This is a genomic window from Synergistaceae bacterium, assembly GCA_031272035.1.
GTDB lineage: Bacteria > Synergistota > Synergistia > Synergistales > Aminobacteriaceae > JAISSA01.
The window spans coordinates 1-22,198 of record JAISUO010000031.1; the positions used below are offsets into that span (position 1 = coordinate 1).

Consider the following 22,198-nt stretch of genomic DNA (forward strand, 5'->3'; position numbering starts at 1 on the left):
TACACGATGCAGGAGTTTTTCGACGAATTGGACGTTATCGAACAATACCAACAGCCCGGGAAGTCGGCTTACTTTGGTGAAATCACCGAAAAACAAAGAAAACTATACCACGCTATGGGTCTCGATACCCCCTCATAGATATATTTTTCCGGGACTTTAGGATACACCAAACCGACCGGAGAAACAGAGGCTCGAAGTCCCATTTGTCGTGAAGCGTTACGACAAAGCCCCCCCCGCAGGCAGAAAATCAGGACCGCCGACTAAACCAACGGTCCTGATTTTCCCATATTTCAACTGGACTAAAATTAATTTTAACAGAAAAAACTGATGATACAACGTTCAATCATAAACAAAGCATACGGATAAATTCTTCGGACACCGATTAAATTGAAGGAACTATTTCAAGTTCGACTTCTCTCGTCAGAATTTCCGCATAACTGAAAGAAACGGTACTGGCTCTCGATTCCACATACATGGTAAAAAGTTTCGGGTACGCATCCAGTAAAATACCCTGAGTTTCTTCCATCCGGTTACGGCCCTTCGACGTACGACACCGGACTCGCTGACCCTTGTAAGAAATGATCTCATCTTTAATAGACATGAGGGTTCTCGCCATAAAACATCACTCCCTCGTTTTTAATCAGGATGTATAATATCACGAACACGTTCAATTGACAAATTCCCTGCTGCATACGACAATCCTTTTGCATAAGCCGCTTTTAATTCATAAAAAGCATAAGGACTTCTTATTTACGCAACTCGCACGGCACAAACCCCAAAACTCGGACAGGGGAAGAAAACACGACATCTTGAAGAAGCAAAAAATGCAAAAATTATTTAAGACTTAATATTTAGAATATTTAATTCTATTATTCGGCGACGATTATATCTCGAAAAACATAATTCGGCATAACTCGAAAAACTTTTTGCAAACCCAAAGGCTTGAAGCTATAATAATGCAATTGCGAAATTGGAAAAAGGAGTTCATTACGTGATCCGGAATGGAAAAATTTTTGAAAACCGTATATCTCAACGATGAAAACAATCTCTGTCCGTTCATAAATTTTATGTATAGCAGGCGGAACATCGGAGAACAGCATTCTTCCCCCTCCGGAGAAGAACAGGTATCGATCCAAAATACTGATATTCAGGGATACTGTGAGGTGTCGTCGTGTTCAGAAAAATTGGGGAATCATTGTCGAGGCAGCTCTCCGGTCCTTTCTTCGCGGTGAAACTGACCGTCGCCATTGCCATCGTTTTCTGCGTGTTCGCAGGGACTTCGGATTTGTTTTTGAGCGATCTGTCCATTTTGAAAGGAGTTCGGCTTGTGCTGGGAATAGTGTTGGGCGTATTCATGCTGACTGTGGCGCTTGAGGGTCAGCTCTTCACAAAGGTAAACCTTCCGCTGCGATTTCTCTCCTTCGGGGGAGGCCTGAGCCTGATCGACAGCAGAATTCCGACGGACGTCATCGGTCTCGTGATTCTCATTCAGCTGCTGGTCTATCAGAGATATCTGGCTCGCCGCGAAGAAGCCATGCGCCGTCTGAAAACAATACCCGACGAGCCGGAAAACACGACGAATCCCCCTCTGCCTTCCGCCTGAACGCGCGCAGCGGGGACAGAACGAGGGATAAAACAGAAAATAATTAAGATAAAGACATAATAGAATATCGAATTGAAAGGGAGTCGAGAGATGGAAAAAATTCTTGTGGGCAAACTGAAAGAATCTCTGCAGGCAGTCCTGCCGGTCGTCGCCATCATCCTTTTTGTGCATCTGACACTGGCCCCCATGTCGAAGGAGATCCTGACGTCGATGCTTTGGGGAATGGCGTTTCTCATCGTAGGCCTGACGCTTTTTTCTCTCGGAACCGACCTCGCAATGATGCCGATGGGGCAGCATATCGGCTCCGCTCTTTTGCAGTCGCGAAATCTGGCTCTTTTGACAGGAGGCTGCTTCATCTTTGGATTTGTCGTAACCATCGCCGAGCCGGACCTGCAGATCATGACGCATCAGGTCCCCTCAATTCCGGATTTTACGCTGCTGGTCAGCATAGCGGCGGGGGTCGCGGCTTTTCTCGTACTGGCGGTGCTGCGCGTGCTTTTTCGTTTCCGGCTTTCTTACGCGCTGATTGTCATGTACGCTTTCACCTTCCTGATCGCCCTGTTTTCCGCCGACTATCTCGCCGCCGCCTTCGATGCCTCGGCGGTGACGACGGGACCTGTCACCGTTCCGTTTCTTCTGGCTATGGGAGCCGGTCTGGCGGCGGTCAGCGGTGGCAGGGAATCTGCGGACGACAATTTCGGCATATGCGCCATATGTTCCATAGGGCCCATTCTCGCAGTTTTGATCGCAGGGCTTTTTTTCGACCCTCAGAGCACTCGATACGAAGTCGACGTCCCCGCCGCGGTTGGAGGCGCCGGGGCACTGGCGACAGTTTTCGCCCTGGAGCTGGTTCATTCTCTGCGAAACGTGGGAATGGTCATTGTTCCAATCGCAGGTATTTTTATGATCTTTCAAATTACCCATCTCAAACTGTCCCGGACAGAACTGGTCAAAATCGGAGTCGGACTTCTGTATCTGCTTTTCGGGCTCACGCTTTTTCTGGCTGGAGTAAACGGCGGATTTCTTCCGGCAGGAAAGTACCTCGGCGAAACGATGGGAGCGATGGAGCATCGATGGATTCTGATTCCCCTTTGCCTGGCAATCGGCGCCTGCGTCGTCGTCGCGGAACCTGCCGTCCACGTTCTGACGAAACAGGTCGAAGAAATAACGAACGGCGCCATTTCCAGACGCACCCTGCTTGTTGGAATGGCACTGGGCGTCGGGCTGGCGATGTCCATGGCGATGATTCGCATACTGACCGGACTCTCGATCTGGTGGATACTGCTGCCGGGCTATCTGCTGGCGCTGACTCTGACGTTTTTCGCCCCGGGATTTTTCGTGGGCATCGGGTTCGACTCAGGAGGCGTCGCCGCGGGAGCCATGAGCGCAGCCTTCGTTTTGCCCTTCACCATCGGAGTTTGCCGGGGAACCGGAGAAAATGTGGCCCTCGCGGCCTTCGGCGTGGTGGGGATGATCGCCATGATGCCGCCCGTCACTCTGCAGCTGATCGGCGTTCTTTACCGCCTGCGGCTCGAAAGAGCGGAACGCGCGGCCGCGAAGATCCGGAAAAACACAGCGACGAACGAAAGCCCGGGCGGAGATTCATGTAAAAATTCAGACGTCGGTTTTCCTGACTCAGAGGACTCCGCCTCCTGAAGCCCTGCGGCGATTATTTGCACCTGCTGTTGTCATGCACAACCCGCGGGATTTTTCTTAAAAAAGAAACCGATAGCCGGAGAAAGGAAAAGAAACCATGCAGAACGAAGGCAGTTCAAAAACCTTCCCCAACCTGCTGATAGTCATATGCGACCGGGAAAAAAGCAAAAAAATAACGGACTTCTTCAAAGATCGAAACGCGTTTTTCAATCTGCTGACGCTGGGCAGAGGAACTGCAAGCTCCAAAATTTTGAACTATCTGGGGCTGGGACAAACCGAAAAGACGCTTCTTTTCAGCGCCATGCCCGCAGACGAGGCGGCAAACGTCCTTTCACAGGTCGATGAAGCTCTCGATTTGAAGCAGCCGGGACACGGCATCGCCTTTCTTCTGCCGCTGGACGACCCTGACGGCGGAGAAATGTTTCTCGAAAAAGGCAATTATAATAATATCGAAATTGAAAAACATAATGAAAAACATAATGAAAAACATCATGATGGAGGAAATAACGTGACGCATCAATTTCAGCATACCCTGATCCTGGCGGTGAGCAACCGCGGGTACAGCCAGGACGTGATGGACGCGGCGCGCACCGCGCAGGCGGCGGGCGGCACCATTATCAACGCCAGAGTGTTCGCGCCCTCCGGCGCGGAAAAATTTTTCGGCGTGACGATCCAGCCTGAAAAAGAAATCGTCATGATTCTCGCCGAAAATCGTCACAAAAACGACATTATGCGCGCCATTGCCGAAAAAACGGGCATGGGAACCCCCGCCGAGGCCTTCGCCTTCTCCCTGCCGGTCAGTGACGTCAGAGGTCTGCAGATTCCCTTCTCCCCGGGAGAAGACCGCAGAAAAATCTGAAATTTGACGCCACGTTTTCTCTCAGAGTGAAACCGTTGGTTCCGTAAACAATTCTTAATCGATCTTAACGTTTTTTTTACGACCTTATTAAGGATTTATAGAGATTCTTAACACCATTCCATCCTATAATCCGGCCGTCAGTTGATCTGCCCAAAGCGGGCCGACTGCGATTTTAAATCGACCGGAGGAGAATGAAATGGCGGACGACAGCGAAAAACTGCAGAAGATACTCGAAGGGGGAGAAATTGTCCGATGGAGCGGTTCGTCGCAGCCTTACGGGCTTTTTGACGAAGCGCACAAATCATTTACAATGCTTTCTCTGATGTGGGCTCTGGTATGGGGCATCATTCTGGTTGGAGGCTATTTCGCGCTGTGCATTTCGCGAGGTCTGGAGCTGAAAGCCGTCGTCATGGTGGTTTGCGCGGCCGTTCCTCTTCTGATAGCCTGGAGTCCCGTGGGAGACAAAGGCAACATCAAAAAACTGCATTATATGGTTACGGACAGAAAAGTCGTCGTCTCCTCGTCGGAAGGAGAGCGGGCGTGCAGCATGCCCATCATAGACATTGACGCCATACGCGCCGAAAAAGCCGGCAGCGACACCTGCCACCTCCGATTCGGCTCCTCCACCTTCAAAGCTTCGGCGAAAAAACTCCCCGCGCTGGCTATTCGCGGCGAATTCGACACCAGAGACAACAACAAGGTTTACACGGGCCTGGTGTTTTACAATATCAGCGTCAGCGACGGCAACACGATATGCGACCTGCTGAAACCCGCCGTCTCCATCGAAGGCAGCACGTCATAGTCTTTCAGACCCCGTCACCGCGTCATAGCCGGCAGCGAAATGAACAATGAACAGGGAACCTGCATTTCTCTGTTCATTTTTATGGTTTATGATATATTAAGTTTTATGAAATTTTTTCTGATGAAAAAGAATCTTCTCCCCTGTTTGTCCCTCAAAGATCTGCTGACGACCGTCGCCGCAATTGCGATTTCCTCTTCGTTCTGCAGCGTTCTGGGTCTTTTCAGCAGTTCGGATATTCATGTGCCGCTGATTTTCGTGTTGACCGTTCTGGTGATTTCCAGGCTGACGGAGGGGTATTTTTATGGCATTTTTACTTCAATCACCGCTGTATTTCTCGTCAATTACGTGTTCACCTACCCCTATTTCGCCTTCAACTTCACCCTCGGCGGCTATCCGCTGATCTTTCTCACCATGCTGGCAGTGTCGATCATCACCAGCACCCTCACCACCCAGATCAAACAGCAGGAAAAACTGCGGGTTGAAACGGAAAAGGAAAAACTGCGCGCCAATTTGCTGCGAGCAATTTCCCACGATCTGAGAACTCCGCTGACCTCCATCGTCGGCTCCACTTCCGTGATTCTTGAAGACGAAACCCGTCTCTCCGGCGCTCAAAAGCAGGCGCTGCTTCGGGAAGTGCGGGACGATGCCCTGTGGCTCATTCGCATGGTGGAAAATCTTCTGGCTATTACGCGCATGGGAGGAGACGCCACGATTCACAAACAGCCGGAAATTCTGGAAGAGCTGATCGGATCGGCAACTCATAAATTCAGAAAAAAACATCCTGACACTCCCCTGCAGGTTTCTATTCCGGACGCTCCGATTTTCCTCCCCCTGGACATCATTCTCATTGAGCAGGTTTTGACGAACCTCCTGGAAAACGCCGTCATTCACGGGAAAAACCTGACTCATATCAATCTGTCCGCCGCTGTGGAAGGGCGCAGGATCATTTTTTCCGTGGAAAACGACGGGGAGGAAATTGATAAAGGGCTGTTGCCCCACCTTTTCGACGGGTACTTTGCCAGAGTCGATAAAACGACAGAAACCGGCAACAGGCGCAATATGGGAATCGGCCTTTCCGTCTGCGCCTCGATCGTCAGGGCGCACGGCGGAGATATTTCAGCGGAAAATATAACATCCGGCGGAGTGCTTTTCCGTTTTTCTCTGCCCCTGGAGGAGAAGATGCCGCATGGTTCTTAAAGATCGCATTCTGATCGTGGAGGACGAAAACAGCATCAGCCATTTTATGGCGACCATCCTGACATCCAACAACTACGACGTGCTCATCGCGCATACCGGAGCGGAAGCCTACACAATGATCACGTCTCAGTCTCCTGATTTGATTTTGCTTGATTTGGGACTTCCGGACATCGATGGCCTTTCCATCATCAAAACAATCCGGGAGTGGTCTCAAATTCCTGTCGTGGTCGTTTCCGCCAGAATGCACGAACGGGACAAGGTAACGGCCCTTGACACGGGAGCCGACGACTATATCACGAAACCTTTCGGACCGTCGGAGCTGCTGGCCCGAATTCGCACAGCGCTTCGACATACCCGGGGACTCCGGCCGGATGTGGCCCGGACGGGAAAATATCAGGTCGCCGATCTTGTGATCGATTACAACAAACATCAGGTGTTCATCGCGGGAGTCAACGTCCGCCTGACGCAGAACGAATATAAAATCATCTCTCTGCTGGGCCGGTATGCCGGCAAGGTCATTACATACGATTATCTGCTGAAGGAAATCTGGGGTCCCGGTTTAACTGGCAACAACCAGATTCTCAGGGTAAATATGGCGAACATCAGACGCAAAATCGAGAAAAATCCGGCCGAACCGGAGTACATTTTCACGGAGGCCGGAGTCGGCTATCGACTGCGGGAAGACGACTGAGGAGGGCAAATACCCTCTGTCGGTATGAGTCTCAATTGGGTCCTTTGATTTCAAATCGATTTGGGATACAATATTCTTTGCGCAGTCATCTGAAAAGAAGGTCCTTATGTGAACAGAAAATTTAAGCTTTTTCTGGTTTTCATTATTGCTCTGTACATGACAGCGTCCGCATATACGGCGTTCGCGCTGGTAAACGACGTCTCCAAAAGAACCGGGAACACGCAAACGTTTTACGCGGAGAATTTTTGCCGTTCGTTCGTTGTGCCGCAGAAAGAATCTCTGCACATCGTCGCAGGAACTCCAGCCCGTCAGCAGCGCAATTTTCTGGCGGACGAAACCTCCCAGGGCTCTTCTCAAACTCACAAAAAAGTCGCTTTCGACCGGCGGCATATCCCCGCGTCGGACGAGCGTATTCTGTCTCTTTCGAAGGCATTTACAATTGAGCGATTCCTGCGGGCAAAAAGCATAACTTTCATCGTTCTGAAACAGGCGCTTCTCGCTATGTCCCGAACGACGGTCACCGCTTTTTCAAAATTCACAATCGACCCTCCCGCCGTATTGCTGCTTCCTACACAAATCGCAGTGCGTAAATAGATTTTTGCCCGTTCATCGTATTTTGACCCGCTGACCGACTTCCCTGAGAAGGACCGGTCAGGTGTGGCGTCATCGACATTTATCATTCCTCGTTTATTTCAGACCGATCGGATTCGATCCGGCATTCATATGAGGTGAATCATGCTTAAAAAAGCACTGGATCGCTTTTTGGAATGGATGTCCTCCCTGTTCTTCGCCGGGCTCATCGCCGTGGTGCTGCTGCAGGTTTACGCAAGAATGTTTCTGCCCAAATCCCCCCACTGGACGGAGGAGGCCTCCCGTTTTCTGATGCTCTACATGGTGGCCTTCGCCGCGGGGCTGGCCGCGAAAGAACGGGCCTACGTCAACGTGGACGTGTTCATCAACCTCATCAGAGGCCGTCTGCGACTCCTGATCCAGCTCTTCATCGACCTTCTGACCATCGCTTTGATGGCCGCCACGGTGTGGTATGGCTGGAAAAACGCTCTTGTGGGCAGAATTCAAACCTCGGCATCCCTGGAAATCCCCATGCAGTGGATTTTCGCCAGTATGGTCCTGCACTCCGGAAGCATTCTGCTCTATACGGTTATGCTCGTGTTCGAAGATTTCAAATTTCTTATGACAGGAGGCGCCAGTCATGGTGACACTGCTCTTTCTTAGTTTCATCGTCTTTCTGTTCATGGGCATTCCCGTGGCCTTTTCTCTGGGGCTGTCCTCCCTTCTCTATCTGGTGGGAGCGGGTATTCCTCTCTCGGTGATTCCTCAGCGCATGTTCGCGGGAATCAACTCCTTCACGCTGCTGTGCGTGCCGGGCTTCATCCTGGCGGGAAACCTGATGAATCAGGGCGGCATCTCCGACCGTATCGTGCGCTTCGCCAACGTTCTGGTGGGGCACATTCGCGGCGGACTGGCCCTAGCCAACGTGGTGGATTCCATGGTGTTCGCGGGAGTGTCCGGGACGGCCGTGGCGGATGTGTCGAGCCTTGGGGTCATCATGATCAACGCCATGCACAAACAGGGATACGATCGAAGTTTTTCCTGCGCCATAACGGCTTCCACCGCCTGTCTGGGTCCCATCATTCCGCCCTCGATGCCCATGATCATCGCGGGGACGCTGACGGGGCTTTCCGTGGGAAAACTCTTTCTGGCCGGGGCCATTCCGGGGCTTTTAATCGGAGGAATCATGCTGCTGGTGACCTACTGGCTGGCCGTCAAACGGGGGTATCCCAAGGGTCCAAAGCCCACCTGGAGGGTTTTCTGGCAGGAATTTTACGGCGGAATCTGGGCCCTGCTGATGGTGGCCATCATCTTCGTCGGGATTCTGAGCGGATGGTTCAGCCCCACCGAGGCGTCCGTGGTGGCCTGCGTCTACGCCCTCTTCGTGGGTCTGATCGTGTACCGGGACCTGCACATTCGGGATATTCCGAAAGTTTTGAAGGAGTCCGCGGTTATGTCTGCGTCGATCATCACGCTGGTGGCCTTCGCCAACGTGTTCGGATGGATTTTGGCCAGCGAGCAGATCCCCCAGCTCATCGCCAGAACGATGCTGGCCTTCACCCGAAACAAGTATCTGATTATCCTGATCATCAACATTTTTCTGCTTTTCGTGGGGATGTTCATGGAGACCATCGCGGCGCTGATGACGATCTTCCCGACGCTTCTGGCCGTGCTGACCCAGGTGGGCGTGGATCCCATCCAGTCTGCGATGATCTGCGTGCTGAACCTGGTGATCGGGCTGATCACGCCGCCGGTGGGGGTATGCCTTTTCGTGGCCGCCAGCATCGGAAAGGTGTCCATCAGCAAAATCGTGGCCGCCAATATGCCGTATCTGATCATCTGCCTCGTTGTTTTGATGATGGTCTCCTACATTCCCGCGCTTTCCACCTGGCTTCCGACGCTGCTGATGCGCTGAGGCGGCGAAAATGTTTTCCTCCATATTGCACGTGGGACTCGATATCGGATCGACGACGGCCAAATCGGTGGTCCTGGACGATGACGACAAAATAATATACAGCAGGTACTGCCGGCATTTTGCCGATATTCGCGCGATTACGAGCACACTGATGTCGGAAATTCAGGATAACTTCAATAATTTCGGCGCCACCATCGCCGTCACGGGTTCGGGGGCGCTGGCTCTGGCGGAAGGAATGAACGTTCCCTTCGCTCAGGAGCTGGTGGCCTGTTCCGCCAGCATCGGACGCTATCTGAGCGGAGTGGACGCGGCGATCGAACTGGGCGGAGAGGACGCGAAGCTGACGTTTTTCGACCCCGCCGGCGCCGACCAGAGAATGAACGAAACCTGCGCCGGAGGAACGGGGGCCTTTATCGATCAGATGGCCACCCTGCTGGGAACGGATGCCGCCGGCCTGAACGATCTGGCCAAACGGCATGAAATGATATATCCGCTGGCTTCGCGCTGCGGTGTTTTCGCCAAAACGGACGTTCAGGCGCTTCTGAACGAAGGAGCGGCCCGGGCGGACATCGCCGCGTCGATTTTTCAGGCCATCGTCAACCAGACCATCAGCGGGCTCGCCTGCGGACGGAAAATTGCGGGCAACGTGGCGTTTTTGGGCGGACCGCTCTACTTCCTGTCCGAGCTTCGCGCCAGATTTATTGAAACCCTCAACCTGAGAGAAGATCAATGTATCTTTCCCGAAAATTCTCACCTTTTCGTCGCCATTGGAGCGGCCATTCTCGGAAAGAAAAACGGTCCGGTGGACCTCGTTCGTCTGCAGGAAAACGCTCTGCGTTTCTTCTCCACTCCATCCCAGGGCCCGGTCAGTGTGCTGAGCGCGCTTTTCATTGACGAAGAATCGAAAAACGCGTTCAGAAAAAGGCATTCCGCCTGCGACGTGAAGCGGGCAGATCTTTCTCTCTACAGCGGCGACGCGTACCTGGGTCTGGACTGCGGCTCGACCACGACGAAGGCCGTTCTGATCGGCGAAAAAGGAGAGCTCCTGTTTTCCCGTTATCGAACCAATGGCGGAAAGGATCCTTTCGGTACGGTGAAGGAGATTCTGACGGAGCTTTATGCCCTTCTTCCCGCCGACGTCCGAATAAGGCGAAGCGGCGTCACCGGCTACGGAGAAAAATTCGTCCGAACGGCATTTGGCGTCGACGCGGGCGAGGTGGAAACCGTGGCCCACGCGAGAGGAGCGTCGTTCATCCTGCCGGGCGTCGATTTCGTCATCGACATCGGCGGACAGGACATGAAGTGCTTCGGCCTGCGAAACGGCGTTATCACCCGCGTTTTCCTGAACGAGGCCTGTTCTTCCGGCTGCGGGTCGTTCCTCCAGAGCTTTGCGGAATCCCAGGGCATGTCGGTGGAGGATTTCGCCCGCGAGGCGGAGAACTCCTTCATGCCGGTGGATCTGGGATCGCGCTGCACGGTATTCATGAACTCGCGAGTTCGTCAGGCGCAGAAGGAGGGCGCGAAGGTTCGGGACATCGCGGCGGGCCTGGTGTACTCCGTGGTTCGCAACGCCCTGTATAAAGTGCTGAAACTCAAAAACGCGGACGAAATGGGTGAAAAAATCATCGTGCAGGGCGGCGCCTTTAAAAACGACGCGCTGCTTCGGGCCTTTGAACTCGTGTGCGGCAGAGAGGTGGTCCGTCCGCAGATTTCCGAACTCATGGGAGCCTTTGGAATGGCCCTCATCGCCGGAAATATTCAGTCCGAAGAACCGGGTGGCCTGCTGGATAAAAGGGCGGTAGAGGCTCTGACCGGACAGACGTCCACAATGCGCTGTTCCGGCTGCGGCAACCGCTGCCTGCTGACCCGCACGGAGTTTGGAAACGGGAGAAGCTGCGTATCGGGCAGCCGCTGCGAAAAATGGTCCGCCCTGGAAAACGGCGCGAAGAATGGCAAAAAAGGAGAGAAAAAACTCCTTCCGCCCAACCTTTTCGAGAGAAAATATAAAAGGCTCTTCGATTTTTACGAACCGCTTCCCGAAACCGAGGCCGCCAGAGGCGTCCTTGGGATACCGAGAGCCCTCAACATGTACGAGGATTATCCCTTTTGGTTCGCGTTTCTCACCGAGCTGAAATTTCGGGTGGAGCTTTCGGCCGCCCGTCCGGACGAAAACGCCGGGCTGGATACCATTCCGTCCCAAACCCTCTGTTATCCCGCGAAACTCGTTCACCGGCATGTGACGGATCTTCTGAATCGAGGGATAAGACAGATCTTTTATCCAATTCTCCTGAAAGAGTGCCGGGAATTCAAGGATTCGCGGCAGCATTTCAACTGTCCGGTGGTGATCGGCTATCCCGACGTGGCGGCGCTCAATATCGACGTTCCGCCGGGGACGGATTTTATGCATCCGACCCTTCCTTTCGATTACACTTCGCCGAAAAGTCACATGACGAAGCGGCTTTACGAGGAATTTTTCCGGTTCGGCGTATCCCGCCTGGAAATAGAAAGAGCCTTTGAAAAGGGAGCGGCCGCCCAGAACGCCTGGAAGACCGATGTGCGAAAATTCGGAGACGAGACGGTGGCCTGGCTCAAAAAGACCGGAGAAACAGGCGTCGTCCTGGGAGGACACCCTTACCACCTGGATCCCGAGGTTCATCACGGCATCCCCGATTTAATCGTAAACTGCGGCGCGGCCGTCCTCACGGAGGATTCGGTCTGTCACAGGGCAGAGGAAATCGGAGGCGTGGACCCCCTGTACGTGGTGGACCAGTGGGCCTACCACTCCCGGCTTTACAGAGCCGCCGCGGTGGTGGCGCGCCATCCGGATTTCGCCAATGTTCAGATGGTGCAGCTGAACTCATTCGGCTGCGGACTTGACGCCATTACCGCGGACCAGACGGCGGAGCTGCTGGAAAGCCACGGAAAACCCCACACTCTGCTCCGGATCGACGAGGGGAAAAACACCGGCGCCGCGAGGATCAGAATACGGTCTCTGCTGGCTTCGGTGAAACAACAGAAGGCAGAGGAAAATTCCGTCAAAAAACGGGAGAAAACCGCTGCAGGCCCCGCGCGTCACGTATTCGCCAAAGGGATTGAATTTTTGAAAAAGAAAAAACACCGCACGATCCTCTGCCCTCCCCTTGCGCCCTGGCATTTTCATTTTCTGCAGACCGCCATGCGGGAGGACGGGCTGGACTTCCGCGTGCTTCCCGAAGGAGGGCGGCCGGAGGTTGAACTGGGCCTGAAATACGTCAACAACGACGTCTGTTATCCGTCCATGATGGTCGTGGGCCAGTTTCTGAAAGCCCTGTCCAGTGGAGAGTACGATCCCGACGCCACCGACTGTTTCTACGCGCAGACGGGCGGAGTCTGCAGGGCGAGCAACTACGTCCCGCTGCTGCGGCGCGCGCTGGATGCCGCCGGTTTCGGACGTGTCCGAATCCTGGCCGCCCACGCGCAGGGCAGCGAAGGCGCGGAGAAATTCACGCCCTCCGTCAAAAGCGTATGGAGAAGTCTGACAGGTCTGCTCTACGGGGACATGCTGATGCGGCTGTCCTGCAGAACGCGCCCTTACGAGGCGGAGCGGGGAAGCGCGAAAAAACTCTGTGATCGCTGGATTGCGCGATGTGACGAAAATGTGAGACGGGGCAAATGGTCCGTGTTCAAAGAGGACCTGAAACAGATGGTTCGGGATTTCGCCGCGCTGCCCGTCAATCCCGCCCCTCGTCCCAGAGTGGGCATTGTGGGGGAAATTTTGGTCAAGTATCATTCCGGCGCCAACGAACGGCTTGTGAATCTGATCGAGACCGAAGGCGGAGAGGCCGTTATTCCGGATCTGGCCGGATTTCTGCTCTACTGCCTTTTCGATCCCATCAGCCGCAGCGAAAAACTCTCGGGGAGCGCGTTCTCCGGTCTTTTCGCCCGAGCCGGAATCAAAATACTCGAACGTATGCGGAACCCCATGCGGGAAGCGCTCAGGGGAACGCGATTCGGCGAAATCCACGATATACGGGATATGGCGCGCCAGGCCTCAAAACTGGTGTCTCTGGCGAATCAGGCGGGGGAAGGCTGGCTTCTCGTCGCCGAAATCATCCAGCTCATCGAGAGCGGAATCAAAAATATCCTCTGTGTTCAGCCCTTCGCGTGTCTCCCGAATCACATCACGGGCAGGGGCATTCTCAGGGAGCTCCGGCGTCTGCATCAGGGCGCGAACGTCCTCGCTCTGGACTTCGACGCCAGCGTCAGCAACGTCAATCAGCTCAACAGGATCAAGCTTCTGATGGCGACGGCCAGAACGGAATAGTTTTGACCCGGTGACAGATTTATAACAAAAATTTACGCAGAAAAGAGCCGACGGCTCTATTTCACAGGGAGGTTTTTCCATGCGCTTCAACGATGCGGTAATTGGAATTGCCGCTATTATTTTTGGTCTTGCCGTCATTCTCCATGTCCGGTCCTATCCCTCCATGGGCGATGGAATGCCGGGACCGGCGCTTTTTCCGACGATACTCGGAATTTTGCTCATTGTGATCGGAACCCTTCAGATTCCCCGGGGAATAAAATCCCGGGCGCCTTTTGCGGCGCTTCTGCCGGAACTCACCGCCCGTGGCGCCGGCAACATTCTTTTGACCCTCGCCGGCGTAATTTTTTACATTTACGCCTCCGACAGCCTGGGTTTTCTCCCGACGTCGTTCTGCGTCATGTTCGTTTTGATGCTCGTTCTGAAGGGGAACTTTTTCCTTTCGGCTGCGGTTGCGGCCGGAGCGACGCTCTGCATTTACCTTATCTTCGTAAAAATGCTGATGGTTCCACTGCCGGCTGGCATTTTCGCCTTTTAAGGGTCCTTCGGAACGGAGGGAGATCATGTTCACCTTCAATAATCTGGCGCACGCTCTGGGGCTGCTGACGGACCCCCACGTGGTGGCGATCATAGCCGGTTCCGCGATATACGGCCTCTTTGTGGGAGCGATGCCAGGGCTGACGGCATCCATGGCCACGGCCCTGCTGGTCCCCGTCACCTTTTTCATGGATCCGGTTCCGGCCCTGGCCGCCATGGTCACGATGGAAGCCATGGCCATATTCGCCGGCGATATTCCGGCCGCGCTGATCCACATTCCCGGCACGCCGTCCTCCGCGGCCTACGTGGAGGACAGCTACGCCCTGACCCGACAGGGACGGGCCTCCTTCGTCCTTGGAATCGACGTGGTCATGTCGTCCATCGGAGGAATCATCGGCGCTGTTATTCTCATTCTGCTGGCGCCCCTTCTGGCGGAGGTGGCGCTCAAATTCTCCACCTACGAATATTTCTGGCTGGCCTGTTTCGGCCTGTCCTGCTCGGTCATGGTCTCTTCCGGCAGCACGAGCAAGGCGCTGCTGTCTCTTGTGATCGGGCTGATGCTCAACTGCGTTGGGCTGGACATCACGATCGGGTTCCCCCGTTTCGCCTTCGGAAATCCCGATTTACTGGAGGGCTTCACCTTTATTCCGGTCATGATCGGCATGTTCGGCATGGCGGAGATCTTTCGCAACGTGCTGATTCAGGATTCGAAGATCGCTCCCTTCACCGTGCAGGCCAGCGGAATTTTCAGGGGGATGTGGAAAACGACCTGCGACCACTGGAAACATATCCTTCGTTCCGGCGTTATCGGGACGGCGATAGGAATTTTGCCCGGCGCGGGAGCGGACATCGCGGCGTGGGTGGCCTACGGCGTTTCCAAGCGTTTCTCCAAAACCCCCGAACGGTTTGGCAAAGGGCACATCGAAGGCCTTATCGAAGCCGGAACCGCCAACAACTCCGCTCTGGCCGGCGCGTGGGTGCCGGCGCTGGTGTTCGGCATCCCGGGGGACTCCATCACGGCCATCATCATCGGAGTTCTTTACATGAAAAACCTTCAGCCCGGCCCCGGCATCTTCGAGCGCAGCCCGGAGATCATCCTCGCGGTGTACACCACGTTCATTCTCGCCAACCTGCTGCTCGTCCCCTTCGGCTGGCTGGCGATCCGGCTCTCCACAAAAGTGCTTCAGGTGCCGCGCAATCTGCTTTATCCCGTCATTCTGCTTTTTTGCGTCGTCGGCGCGTTCGCCATCAACAACTCCAATTTCGACATAACCGTCATGCTTATCTTTGGGGTCGTCGCCTATGTTCTGGAATGCAACGACATTCCTTCCGCTCCCGCCATCCTCGGGCTGGTGCTGGGCGATCTTCTGGAAAAATCCTTCATGGTCTCCATGATGAAATCTCAGTGGGACCTTCGTATGTTTTTTGAACGCCCCATATCGGCGGGGCTGGGCGCGCTGGTCGTTCTGATGTGGCTCTCTCCCCTGCTGGCCGGATTCTTCAGAAAAAGACAAAGTCACTGAGAACACGACACTTCCAGATGACGAGGGCAGCGGGGAAGCGGACGCGGATTCGCTCCCCCGCTGCTCTCGTCCGACGTTCGATTGTCCTGTTGATTTTGTTGGTTCTGATTCCGATTCCGGAATCATTTATGATTTATGACGGCGGGGGAAATGCAGGTATTTTTTCAGTCTTTTGCTCTGCCGTGCCCGAACGTATCGCAGCGTGCAGAAATATCCCAGCCAGCCGAAAAAAATCATGTAGGGAACACAGCCGGTCAGCATCACCAACCCCAAATCCTTCACCAGAAGCGAGGCCGTGAGTTTTACGGTGATCCACACTCCCACGTCGGCGGCGACAGCGTTCCGGATGGGCTGCAGCAGCAGGGCGAAACGCGAATAGTCCGCATACCGGCGCAGCCCAAGCATATAGTATCCCGTCACATAAAACGCGTAATAGCAGGGAATCAGAGTCACAACGTTGGTCGCCCAGGTCCAGGCGCAGGCGATAACCAGAGAAAAATCCCACCTGAAAAGTTTCCGCGCGATAATCCAGGCCAGAAAACACAGATACATCTGTATGCCAATCAGCGGGGTAAAAGCAAAAGCCAAACCAATCATGGCGCCTCGGGCGGAATATTCCGGAGAGTGCCGCGAACGCTGGATGGGTACTATCAAACGGAACCTGATCAGCCGCTTCAGAAGCTCCAACCACGTTCTCTTTTTACGGACTCCCGAGGACCCGTTCGTTGAAGCAGGGCTGTCCATGACGAATAACCTCCGAAAATATACGCCCATCTGGCTCATTTCTTTTTTATTGTACCATTTTATTTCACCGACGCCGTTCTTCAAAGAAGAGTTTTATGGGGAAACTCTGCACAAATTACTCAAAACACATATACAAAAACACATAAAAAAGAAGAGATATAGAAATAATGCTTTATAATTTTGGAAGAAATGAAAATTTCTCATGGACAGATACTTTACCTGCCTTAAATTATTGGAGGGATACCGGTATGCGGATAAAAAAATGGATAGTCCTGTTTCTGTGGATGACCGCCCTGTCCTTTCTCTTCTCTGAAAGGCCCGCTATGGCCGCAACTCCAAAAAACGGCGTCGTCTCTTTCACCCCAACGGGAAAAGTGAGAAACAGCGTCGCTTTCAGGGTGATGTTCTCCGACCCCGTCGTTTCCAGGGATGTCGTCGGAAAATCCCTGACTGTTGCGGATTTTCCCTTCACGGTCTCGCCTGCCGTCCAGGCGGAGGGCCGATGGCTGGACAGCAGGGTTTTTTCCGCCACGCTTCTGGCCCCGTTGGACATGGGAACCCTCTACACCGCCACAATTCGTGAAAACATCAAAAACCTGAAGGGGCAGACCGTGGCGGCAGGGACATCCTACACCTTCCAGACCGATCCCCTGTCGCTGGTCTCTCTGCGAACGTCAGCCCTCAACAGGGACATGATCACCCTTCGACTGGAGTTCAACATGCCTGTGGACCCCTCCCGTCTGCGAGGCTTTTTAAAGGTCACTTCCGACCAGAACGGACAATCCCCCCTGTCTCTCGGAGTCAACGCGGGGCGGCCGGAAACGGTTCTGCCCGTGACCGTGCGGGTGGGGGACCTGACGGGCCCCCGCCGAATCTTCCTGCGCCTCGCCGCCGGACTCACCGGTGAAAAGGGAACTCTGGGGCTGACGGAGGACGTCGTTCGGCCCGTCGATGTCCAGCCCGTCCTGACGGTGAATGAGCTGAGCGCGGAGAGAGATGGCATACGCGTTTACTCCAACTTCGACGTCAGCCTGGACGCCGCGAAGGATTTCATCAAAATAGAGCCTGAAACATCCTTCAGCCTGGATTACTACTACGGAGGCTGTTTTTTCATCCGGGGCGACTTCAGGCCCAGGGAGCGTTTTGTTCTGACCTTCAAAAAGGGGCTTCCCTCGGAGCGCAACGGCATCGTGCTGGAGGAAGATTTCTCCCGGGCCGTGATCATCCCCGACAGAGAACCCTCCATCAACCTGCCGGCCCCGGGCATGTTCCTCTCCCCTCTGGACGGAGGACGGGTCCCCCTGGAGCTGGTCAACGTAAAGAAACTCAACGTGAGCCTCTGGCGGCTCTATGAAAACAACATCCCCTACGCCATGCGCGCCCTTTCTTCGGGATACGACGATAGTTACGCCTTTCCCCGGGATCTGGCGAAACGGGTCTTCAACAGGGAGTTCGACCTTTCTCTGCCCCTGAACGAAACCGTGCGCCGGGCGCTTTCTCTCGACGACATGGCCGGCGGACAGAGGGGCCTTTTTCTGCTCAGTCTCAACAACCCGGATGACGAGTACTGGTATGAACGCAACCAGATCATCAACCTCAGCGATATGGGGGCGGTGGTCCGTCTGTGGGAAGACGGCCTCCTCGTCTGGGCCAACACCCTGTCCGGACTGCAACCCCTGGCCGACGCCAGCGTTCGCCTTTACAGCACGGCCAATCAGCTTCTGGGAGAGGGAACCACCGACGCTCAGGGCCTCTGGGTTCTGAAACGCGATTCCGTCTGGAGCGACGATCCCGGCCTGATGCCCTCTCTCGTTACCGTCTCGAAAAATGACGACGTTACCTTCGTGCGCCTGACGAAAGGACTGCTGTCTCAGAACATTTTCGACACCGCGGGGAGACCATGGCTTCGGGAGGGATACGACGCCCTGCTTTTCTCCGGCCGGGACCTCTACCGTCCCGGGGAAACCGCGCCCTTCGAGGCGATTCTGCGAACGCCGCAATTTCTGCCTCCGGAGCCCTTCCCCGTTCTCTTCTCGGTCAACGATCCTCTGGGGCGTACGGTAACGCGGAGGACGGAGCTTCTTTCTTCCGAGGGCAGCGCCATTTTCAATATGAATATCCCCGAAAACGCCATGACCGGCAGGTGGTCCGTGGTTCTTTCCATTCCCGGCAGCGAAGGACGCCCTCTTACCAAGATGGGGTTCAGCGTGGAAGATTTCGCCCCGCCCCGCATCGAGGTGGAACTGGACTCCGACGCGGAGAGACTGGCCCCCGGCGATGAGACGGCGTTCGACCTTTCAGCCCGATACCTTTTCGGCGCGGATGGAGCCGGGCTGAAATGGGAGGCGAGCTGGTCCGCCCGGGAACTGCCCTTTGTCCCCCAAAATCCCAAATGGCGGGCCTACAGATTCGGCGACCCCGAGCGGCATTTTGCGGGGGAAAAGAACACCATAGAAGAAGGAACCCTCGATGAAACAGGCGCCGCCCGTTTTACATTCTCTCCCCCCGGGGAATGGGAGGCCCCCGCCCTGATCAACGTGACGGTCACGGGACGGGTGATGGAGGAAAGCGGCCGCTGGGTGAGCAAAGCCGCATCTCTGTCCTTCTGGCCCTCCCCCTTCCTGCTGGGACTGAGGGCTCCCGGTGAAGCGCCGGCCGTCAGGAGCGACCTGACGTTCTCCATAGCCGCGGTCACTCCGGACGAAAAGCCCGCCGACCCGGGAGAGCTCACCGCCGAACTCTGCCGCGTGACCTGGAACTACAACCTGGTTCGCGTGGATGGATATACCCGCTGGCAGAGTTCCGAGGTTCTCAGCAAAGTTGACGAAAAAACCGTCTCTCTGAAGGACGGCCTGGGTCAGGCGACCTTCCGTCCCATGCTGTGGGGAACTTACCTGGTCCGCGTGGCCGACGCCGGAAACAACGTCCGGGCGTCCTTCCGATTCTATGCGGAAGATCCCGAATACGCCGAAAAGGGCGGCTCTCAGCTTGTGGACCGCGTCGAAATCGAACCGGACAGGGAAAAATACAGGACAGGAGAGACCGCCAAAGTCGTCGTCCGCGCCCCCTTCGAGGGGATGCTGCTCTTCAACGTGGAAGCGGAAAGCCTCATCGACCGCAAAATCATCAAAATCGAAAAGGGAGAGACGATCGTCGAAGTCCCGATCACGGAAAATATGATCCCCAACGCCTGGTGCGCCGCCTGGCTCATCCGTCCTCTGGGGCGCGAGGAGGCCGGGATGGTGCACCGCGCGGCGGGAGTCGCCCGTCTGATGGTGGATACCACCCGACATCGTCTGGACGTCGCTCTGGACGCCCCGGAAAAAACGACCCCCTCAACTCCCCTCTCCGTGACCGTCGCTCTGAGGGATTCCGATGGAAAACCCGCAAAGGGCGAGGTGACGCTGGCTCTGGTGGATGACGGGGTGCTGGGCCTGACGGATTTCAAAACTCCCGACCCGGAAGCGCATTTTCTCGGCGCTCGCAGGCTGAATTCGGAGGGTTTCGACATCTATGACCTGCTGATGCCCGTCGAAGCCCGGGAAACGGACCTGCTGCACCCGGCTGGAGGCATGGCGGAAAGCATGGCCGCCTTCGCCGGCGGCAAAAAAGCCCAGAGATTCAAAATTCTCTCTTTCTTCGAGGGAGCCCTTTCCGCGGATGAAAATGGGCTGGTCAGGGCAACTCTCGACCTTCCGGAGTTCAGCGGACGGGCGCGCCTCTTCGCCGTGGCCCTGTCCGGCTCCCGATTCGGAAAGGCTCAACAAAACCTGCAGATTTCCCGCGAAATCGTGACGGAGGCGGATCTGCCGCGATTCGCCTCCCCCGGCGACGTTTTTACGGCCCCTCTGACCGTCTACAACACGGGAACGGAATCCAGAGACGTGGAACTTCGGGTTTCGACCTCGGGGCTCACTCCCGCGGAAACTCTGATGAAGGGCGTCGTCCCCGCCGGAGGTTCCAGGAAATGGTCTCTGACTCTGACCGCCGGGGACCCCGGAACAGCCGTCTGCACCGTCGCCACTCAATGGACGGAAGGATCTTCCGTGCAATCTTTCGACCAGAGCATCGAGCTTCCGATACGCTCCCCCTTTCCGGTTGTGACCCTCTCCGGGTCGGGGTTCTTCGCGGCCGGGGACAGCACGCTGGACATTCCGAAGAACGCCCTGACCGGTGACATACAGGGAAAACTGACTCTGGCCGACACCCCTCTGGTGGACCTGACGAAGGCCGTCTCGTTCCTGTCCCGTTACCCTTATGGCTGCCTCGAACAAACGCTTTCCAGCGCCTGGCCTTTTCTGATTCTGCCCGACGCCCTGGCGGAGATCGACCCTCAGCTCGTCAACAACGCCGACGTGAAGGCCAAAACCGACGCCGCCCTCACCCGTATTCAGGCGATGCAGCTTTTCGACGGCTCTTTCTCCATGTGGCCGGGCGAGGCGCGAACCTGGGAGTGGGGCAGCGTTTACGCGGCGCATTTCCTTGTGGAGGCCCGAAAAGCGGGGCTGGATTATCCCCAGGGAATGCTGACGGCGGCACTGAACTGGCTGAAGCAGTATCTGGCCTCTCTGCCCTCCGGCCGATACAATTATCAGGAATACGACGATTTCACGACGAAGGCCTACGCCGTTTTCGTTCTCGCGCTGAACGGAGAGAAGCCCCTGGGCTGGATCCACTACCTGACGGAGAACCGCGTCAGAATGTGGCCCTCGGGTCATATCTGGCTCGCCGGAGCGAGGGCGCTCATGGAAGGACGGGCCGACGCCCTGCGGGAACTGGGCGCCCCGGGAGGAACCGACTCCCTGCCCCCGGAGGCTCTGCGTTACACGCTGGAGTCCGGGGTGCGGAACGCGGCGCAGCTTCTTTCCCTCTGGACCGAGCTGGAGCCGCGCGCTCCTGAGGCCGTCAGGCTCGTTCAGACGCTTCTGGAACAGGGCCGGCAAAATCGCTGGTACAACACTCAGGAAAATGCCACCGTCGCCATGGCCCTGGGGCGTTTTCTCACCAAAGCGGGCTATGCGAAGGGATCCCTCGAAGGGGCTCTGAAGGACGACTCCGGGCAGATTCTGGCCTCGTTCAGGAGCGGGGAAAAAGTCTCCCTGAACGTGGAAAACCTTCCCGATTCGCCGCTTCATCTCAGCTTCACGGGAAAGGGTGAAGGCTATTACGCCTGGTCTTTGACGGGAACTCCTCTGACAACCCCAAAACCTGAAAGCCGCGGAATTTCCGCCGCCTGTGTCTGGTCGAATCGCAGCGGCGCTCCCATCGACCCCTCCCTGCCGCTCGCCCAGGGAACTGAAGTTCAGGTTTCCCTCACCCTGAATCCCTCCATGGCCCTCGGGAATGTGGTCGTCTCCTGCCTGCTGCCCGCCGGAATGGAAATCGACAACCCCCGTCTGACCAGCGGCAACGGCGAAGAGCAGGACAAATGGGACGTCCATTACGACGTTCGGGACGATCGTCTGCTCCTCTTCATCACCAGCCTCCTGCGGGAAACCACGTATCGCTTCACCCTGCGGGCCGTCACCCGGGGAACCTTCGCCTTCCCGCCCCTGGCCGCGGAGGGCATGTACGACCCCGGCGTTCATTTTATCGGCGGGGCCGGCAAAAACCTGGTCATTCGGTAGAGGGATCGTTCTTTCAAACAGGGCGAAGTTTCATCTCCGACCGCTTCGCCCTTTTACCCTTTACCCTTTTTCTTGACATAACATCCACGCTAAAATAAACTAGAGTCCAGTCCTCTTTATTTCGTCAAACAAACGTACCATTAACGGCACGCAGTACAGGGCGAACCACCATAA

At 55.5% G+C, this 22,198-nt stretch carries 15 protein-coding genes; 13 read left to right on the forward strand and 2 right to left on the reverse strand.

Features of this window, described 5'->3' with window-relative positions; all coding sequences use genetic code 11:
* Positions 1-382 precede the first annotated feature (382 nt).
* Positions 383-616 (reverse strand): Veg family protein, encoded by a 234-nt coding sequence (locus LBR61_03405; GenBank protein ID MDR1731120.1) that lies wholly within the window; start codon positions 614-616, stop codon positions 383-385.
* A 555-nt stretch (positions 617-1,171) separates the two neighbouring features.
* Between LBR61_03405 and LBR61_03410 the strand changes: the two genes are divergently transcribed.
* The 12 genes from LBR61_03410 (at position 1,172) to LBR61_03465 (ending at position 15,653) form a co-directional block, all read left to right on the forward strand.
* The gene (locus LBR61_03410) at positions 1,172-1,603 is read left to right on the forward strand and encodes a hypothetical protein (GenBank protein ID MDR1731121.1); all 432 of its coding nucleotides are present in this window, start codon (positions 1,172-1,174) and stop codon (positions 1,601-1,603) included.
* Between the two features lie 90 nt (positions 1,604-1,693).
* The gene (locus LBR61_03415) at positions 1,694-3,259 is read left to right on the forward strand and encodes a DUF1538 domain-containing protein (GenBank protein MDR1731122.1); all 1,566 of its coding nucleotides are present in this window, start codon (positions 1,694-1,696) and stop codon (positions 3,257-3,259) included.
* A 97-nt stretch (positions 3,260-3,356) separates the two neighbouring features.
* Positions 3,357-4,118 carry a hypothetical protein gene (locus tag LBR61_03420; protein ID MDR1731123.1) on the forward strand — a complete coding sequence of 254 codons (762 nt, stop codon included), beginning with the start codon at positions 3,357-3,359 and terminating at the stop codon, positions 4,116-4,118.
* A gap of 196 nt (positions 4,119-4,314) precedes the next feature.
* Positions 4,315-4,920, forward strand: a complete 606-nt coding sequence (locus LBR61_03425) for a hypothetical protein (protein ID MDR1731124.1) — start codon at positions 4,315-4,317, stop codon at positions 4,918-4,920.
* Between the two features lie 120 nt (positions 4,921-5,040).
* Entirely contained in the window at positions 5,041-6,117 is a 1,077-nt protein-coding gene (locus LBR61_03430) for a DUF4118 domain-containing protein (GenBank protein MDR1731125.1), read from the forward strand.
* Positions 6,107-6,808 (forward strand): response regulator transcription factor, encoded by a 702-nt coding sequence (locus LBR61_03435; GenBank protein MDR1731126.1) that lies wholly within the window; start codon positions 6,107-6,109, stop codon positions 6,806-6,808. The genes LBR61_03430 and LBR61_03435 overlap by 11 nt, the downstream gene beginning before the upstream one ends.
* 108 nt (positions 6,809-6,916) lie before the next feature.
* Positions 6,917-7,402, forward strand: a complete 486-nt coding sequence (locus tag LBR61_03440) for a hypothetical protein (protein ID MDR1731127.1) — start codon at positions 6,917-6,919, stop codon at positions 7,400-7,402.
* Between the two features lie 141 nt (positions 7,403-7,543).
* Positions 7,544-8,041, forward strand: coding sequence for a TRAP transporter small permease (locus LBR61_03445; GenBank protein MDR1731128.1), 498 nt, complete (start codon positions 7,544-7,546; stop codon positions 8,039-8,041).
* Entirely contained in the window at positions 8,019-9,293 is a 1,275-nt protein-coding gene (locus LBR61_03450; protein ID MDR1731129.1) for a TRAP transporter large permease, read from the forward strand. The genes LBR61_03445 and LBR61_03450 overlap by 23 nt, the downstream gene beginning before the upstream one ends.
* A gap of 10 nt (positions 9,294-9,303) precedes the next feature.
* Positions 9,304-13,596, forward strand: a complete 4,293-nt coding sequence (locus LBR61_03455) for an acyl-CoA dehydratase activase (protein MDR1731130.1) — start codon at positions 9,304-9,306, stop codon at positions 13,594-13,596.
* A 79-nt stretch (positions 13,597-13,675) separates the two neighbouring features.
* On the forward strand, positions 13,676-14,131 hold the full coding sequence (locus tag LBR61_03460; GenBank protein ID MDR1731131.1) for a tripartite tricarboxylate transporter TctB family protein: 456 nt from the start codon (positions 13,676-13,678) through the stop codon (positions 14,129-14,131).
* Between the two features lie 25 nt (positions 14,132-14,156).
* The gene (locus tag LBR61_03465) at positions 14,157-15,653 is read left to right on the forward strand and encodes a tripartite tricarboxylate transporter permease (GenBank protein ID MDR1731132.1); all 1,497 of its coding nucleotides are present in this window, start codon (positions 14,157-14,159) and stop codon (positions 15,651-15,653) included.
* A 126-nt stretch (positions 15,654-15,779) separates the two neighbouring features.
* On the opposite strand, the gene LBR61_03470 is transcribed toward LBR61_03465, so the two are convergent.
* The gene (locus LBR61_03470) at positions 15,780-16,397 is read right to left on the reverse strand and encodes a DUF2062 domain-containing protein (GenBank protein MDR1731133.1); all 618 of its coding nucleotides are present in this window, start codon (positions 16,395-16,397) and stop codon (positions 15,780-15,782) included.
* Between the two features lie 248 nt (positions 16,398-16,645).
* Here LBR61_03470 and LBR61_03475 point away from each other — a divergent pair, with 248 nt between their 5' ends.
* Positions 16,646-22,024 (forward strand): hypothetical protein, encoded by a 5,379-nt coding sequence (locus LBR61_03475; protein ID MDR1731134.1) that lies wholly within the window; start codon positions 16,646-16,648, stop codon positions 22,022-22,024.
* Positions 22,025-22,198 lie beyond the last annotated feature (174 nt).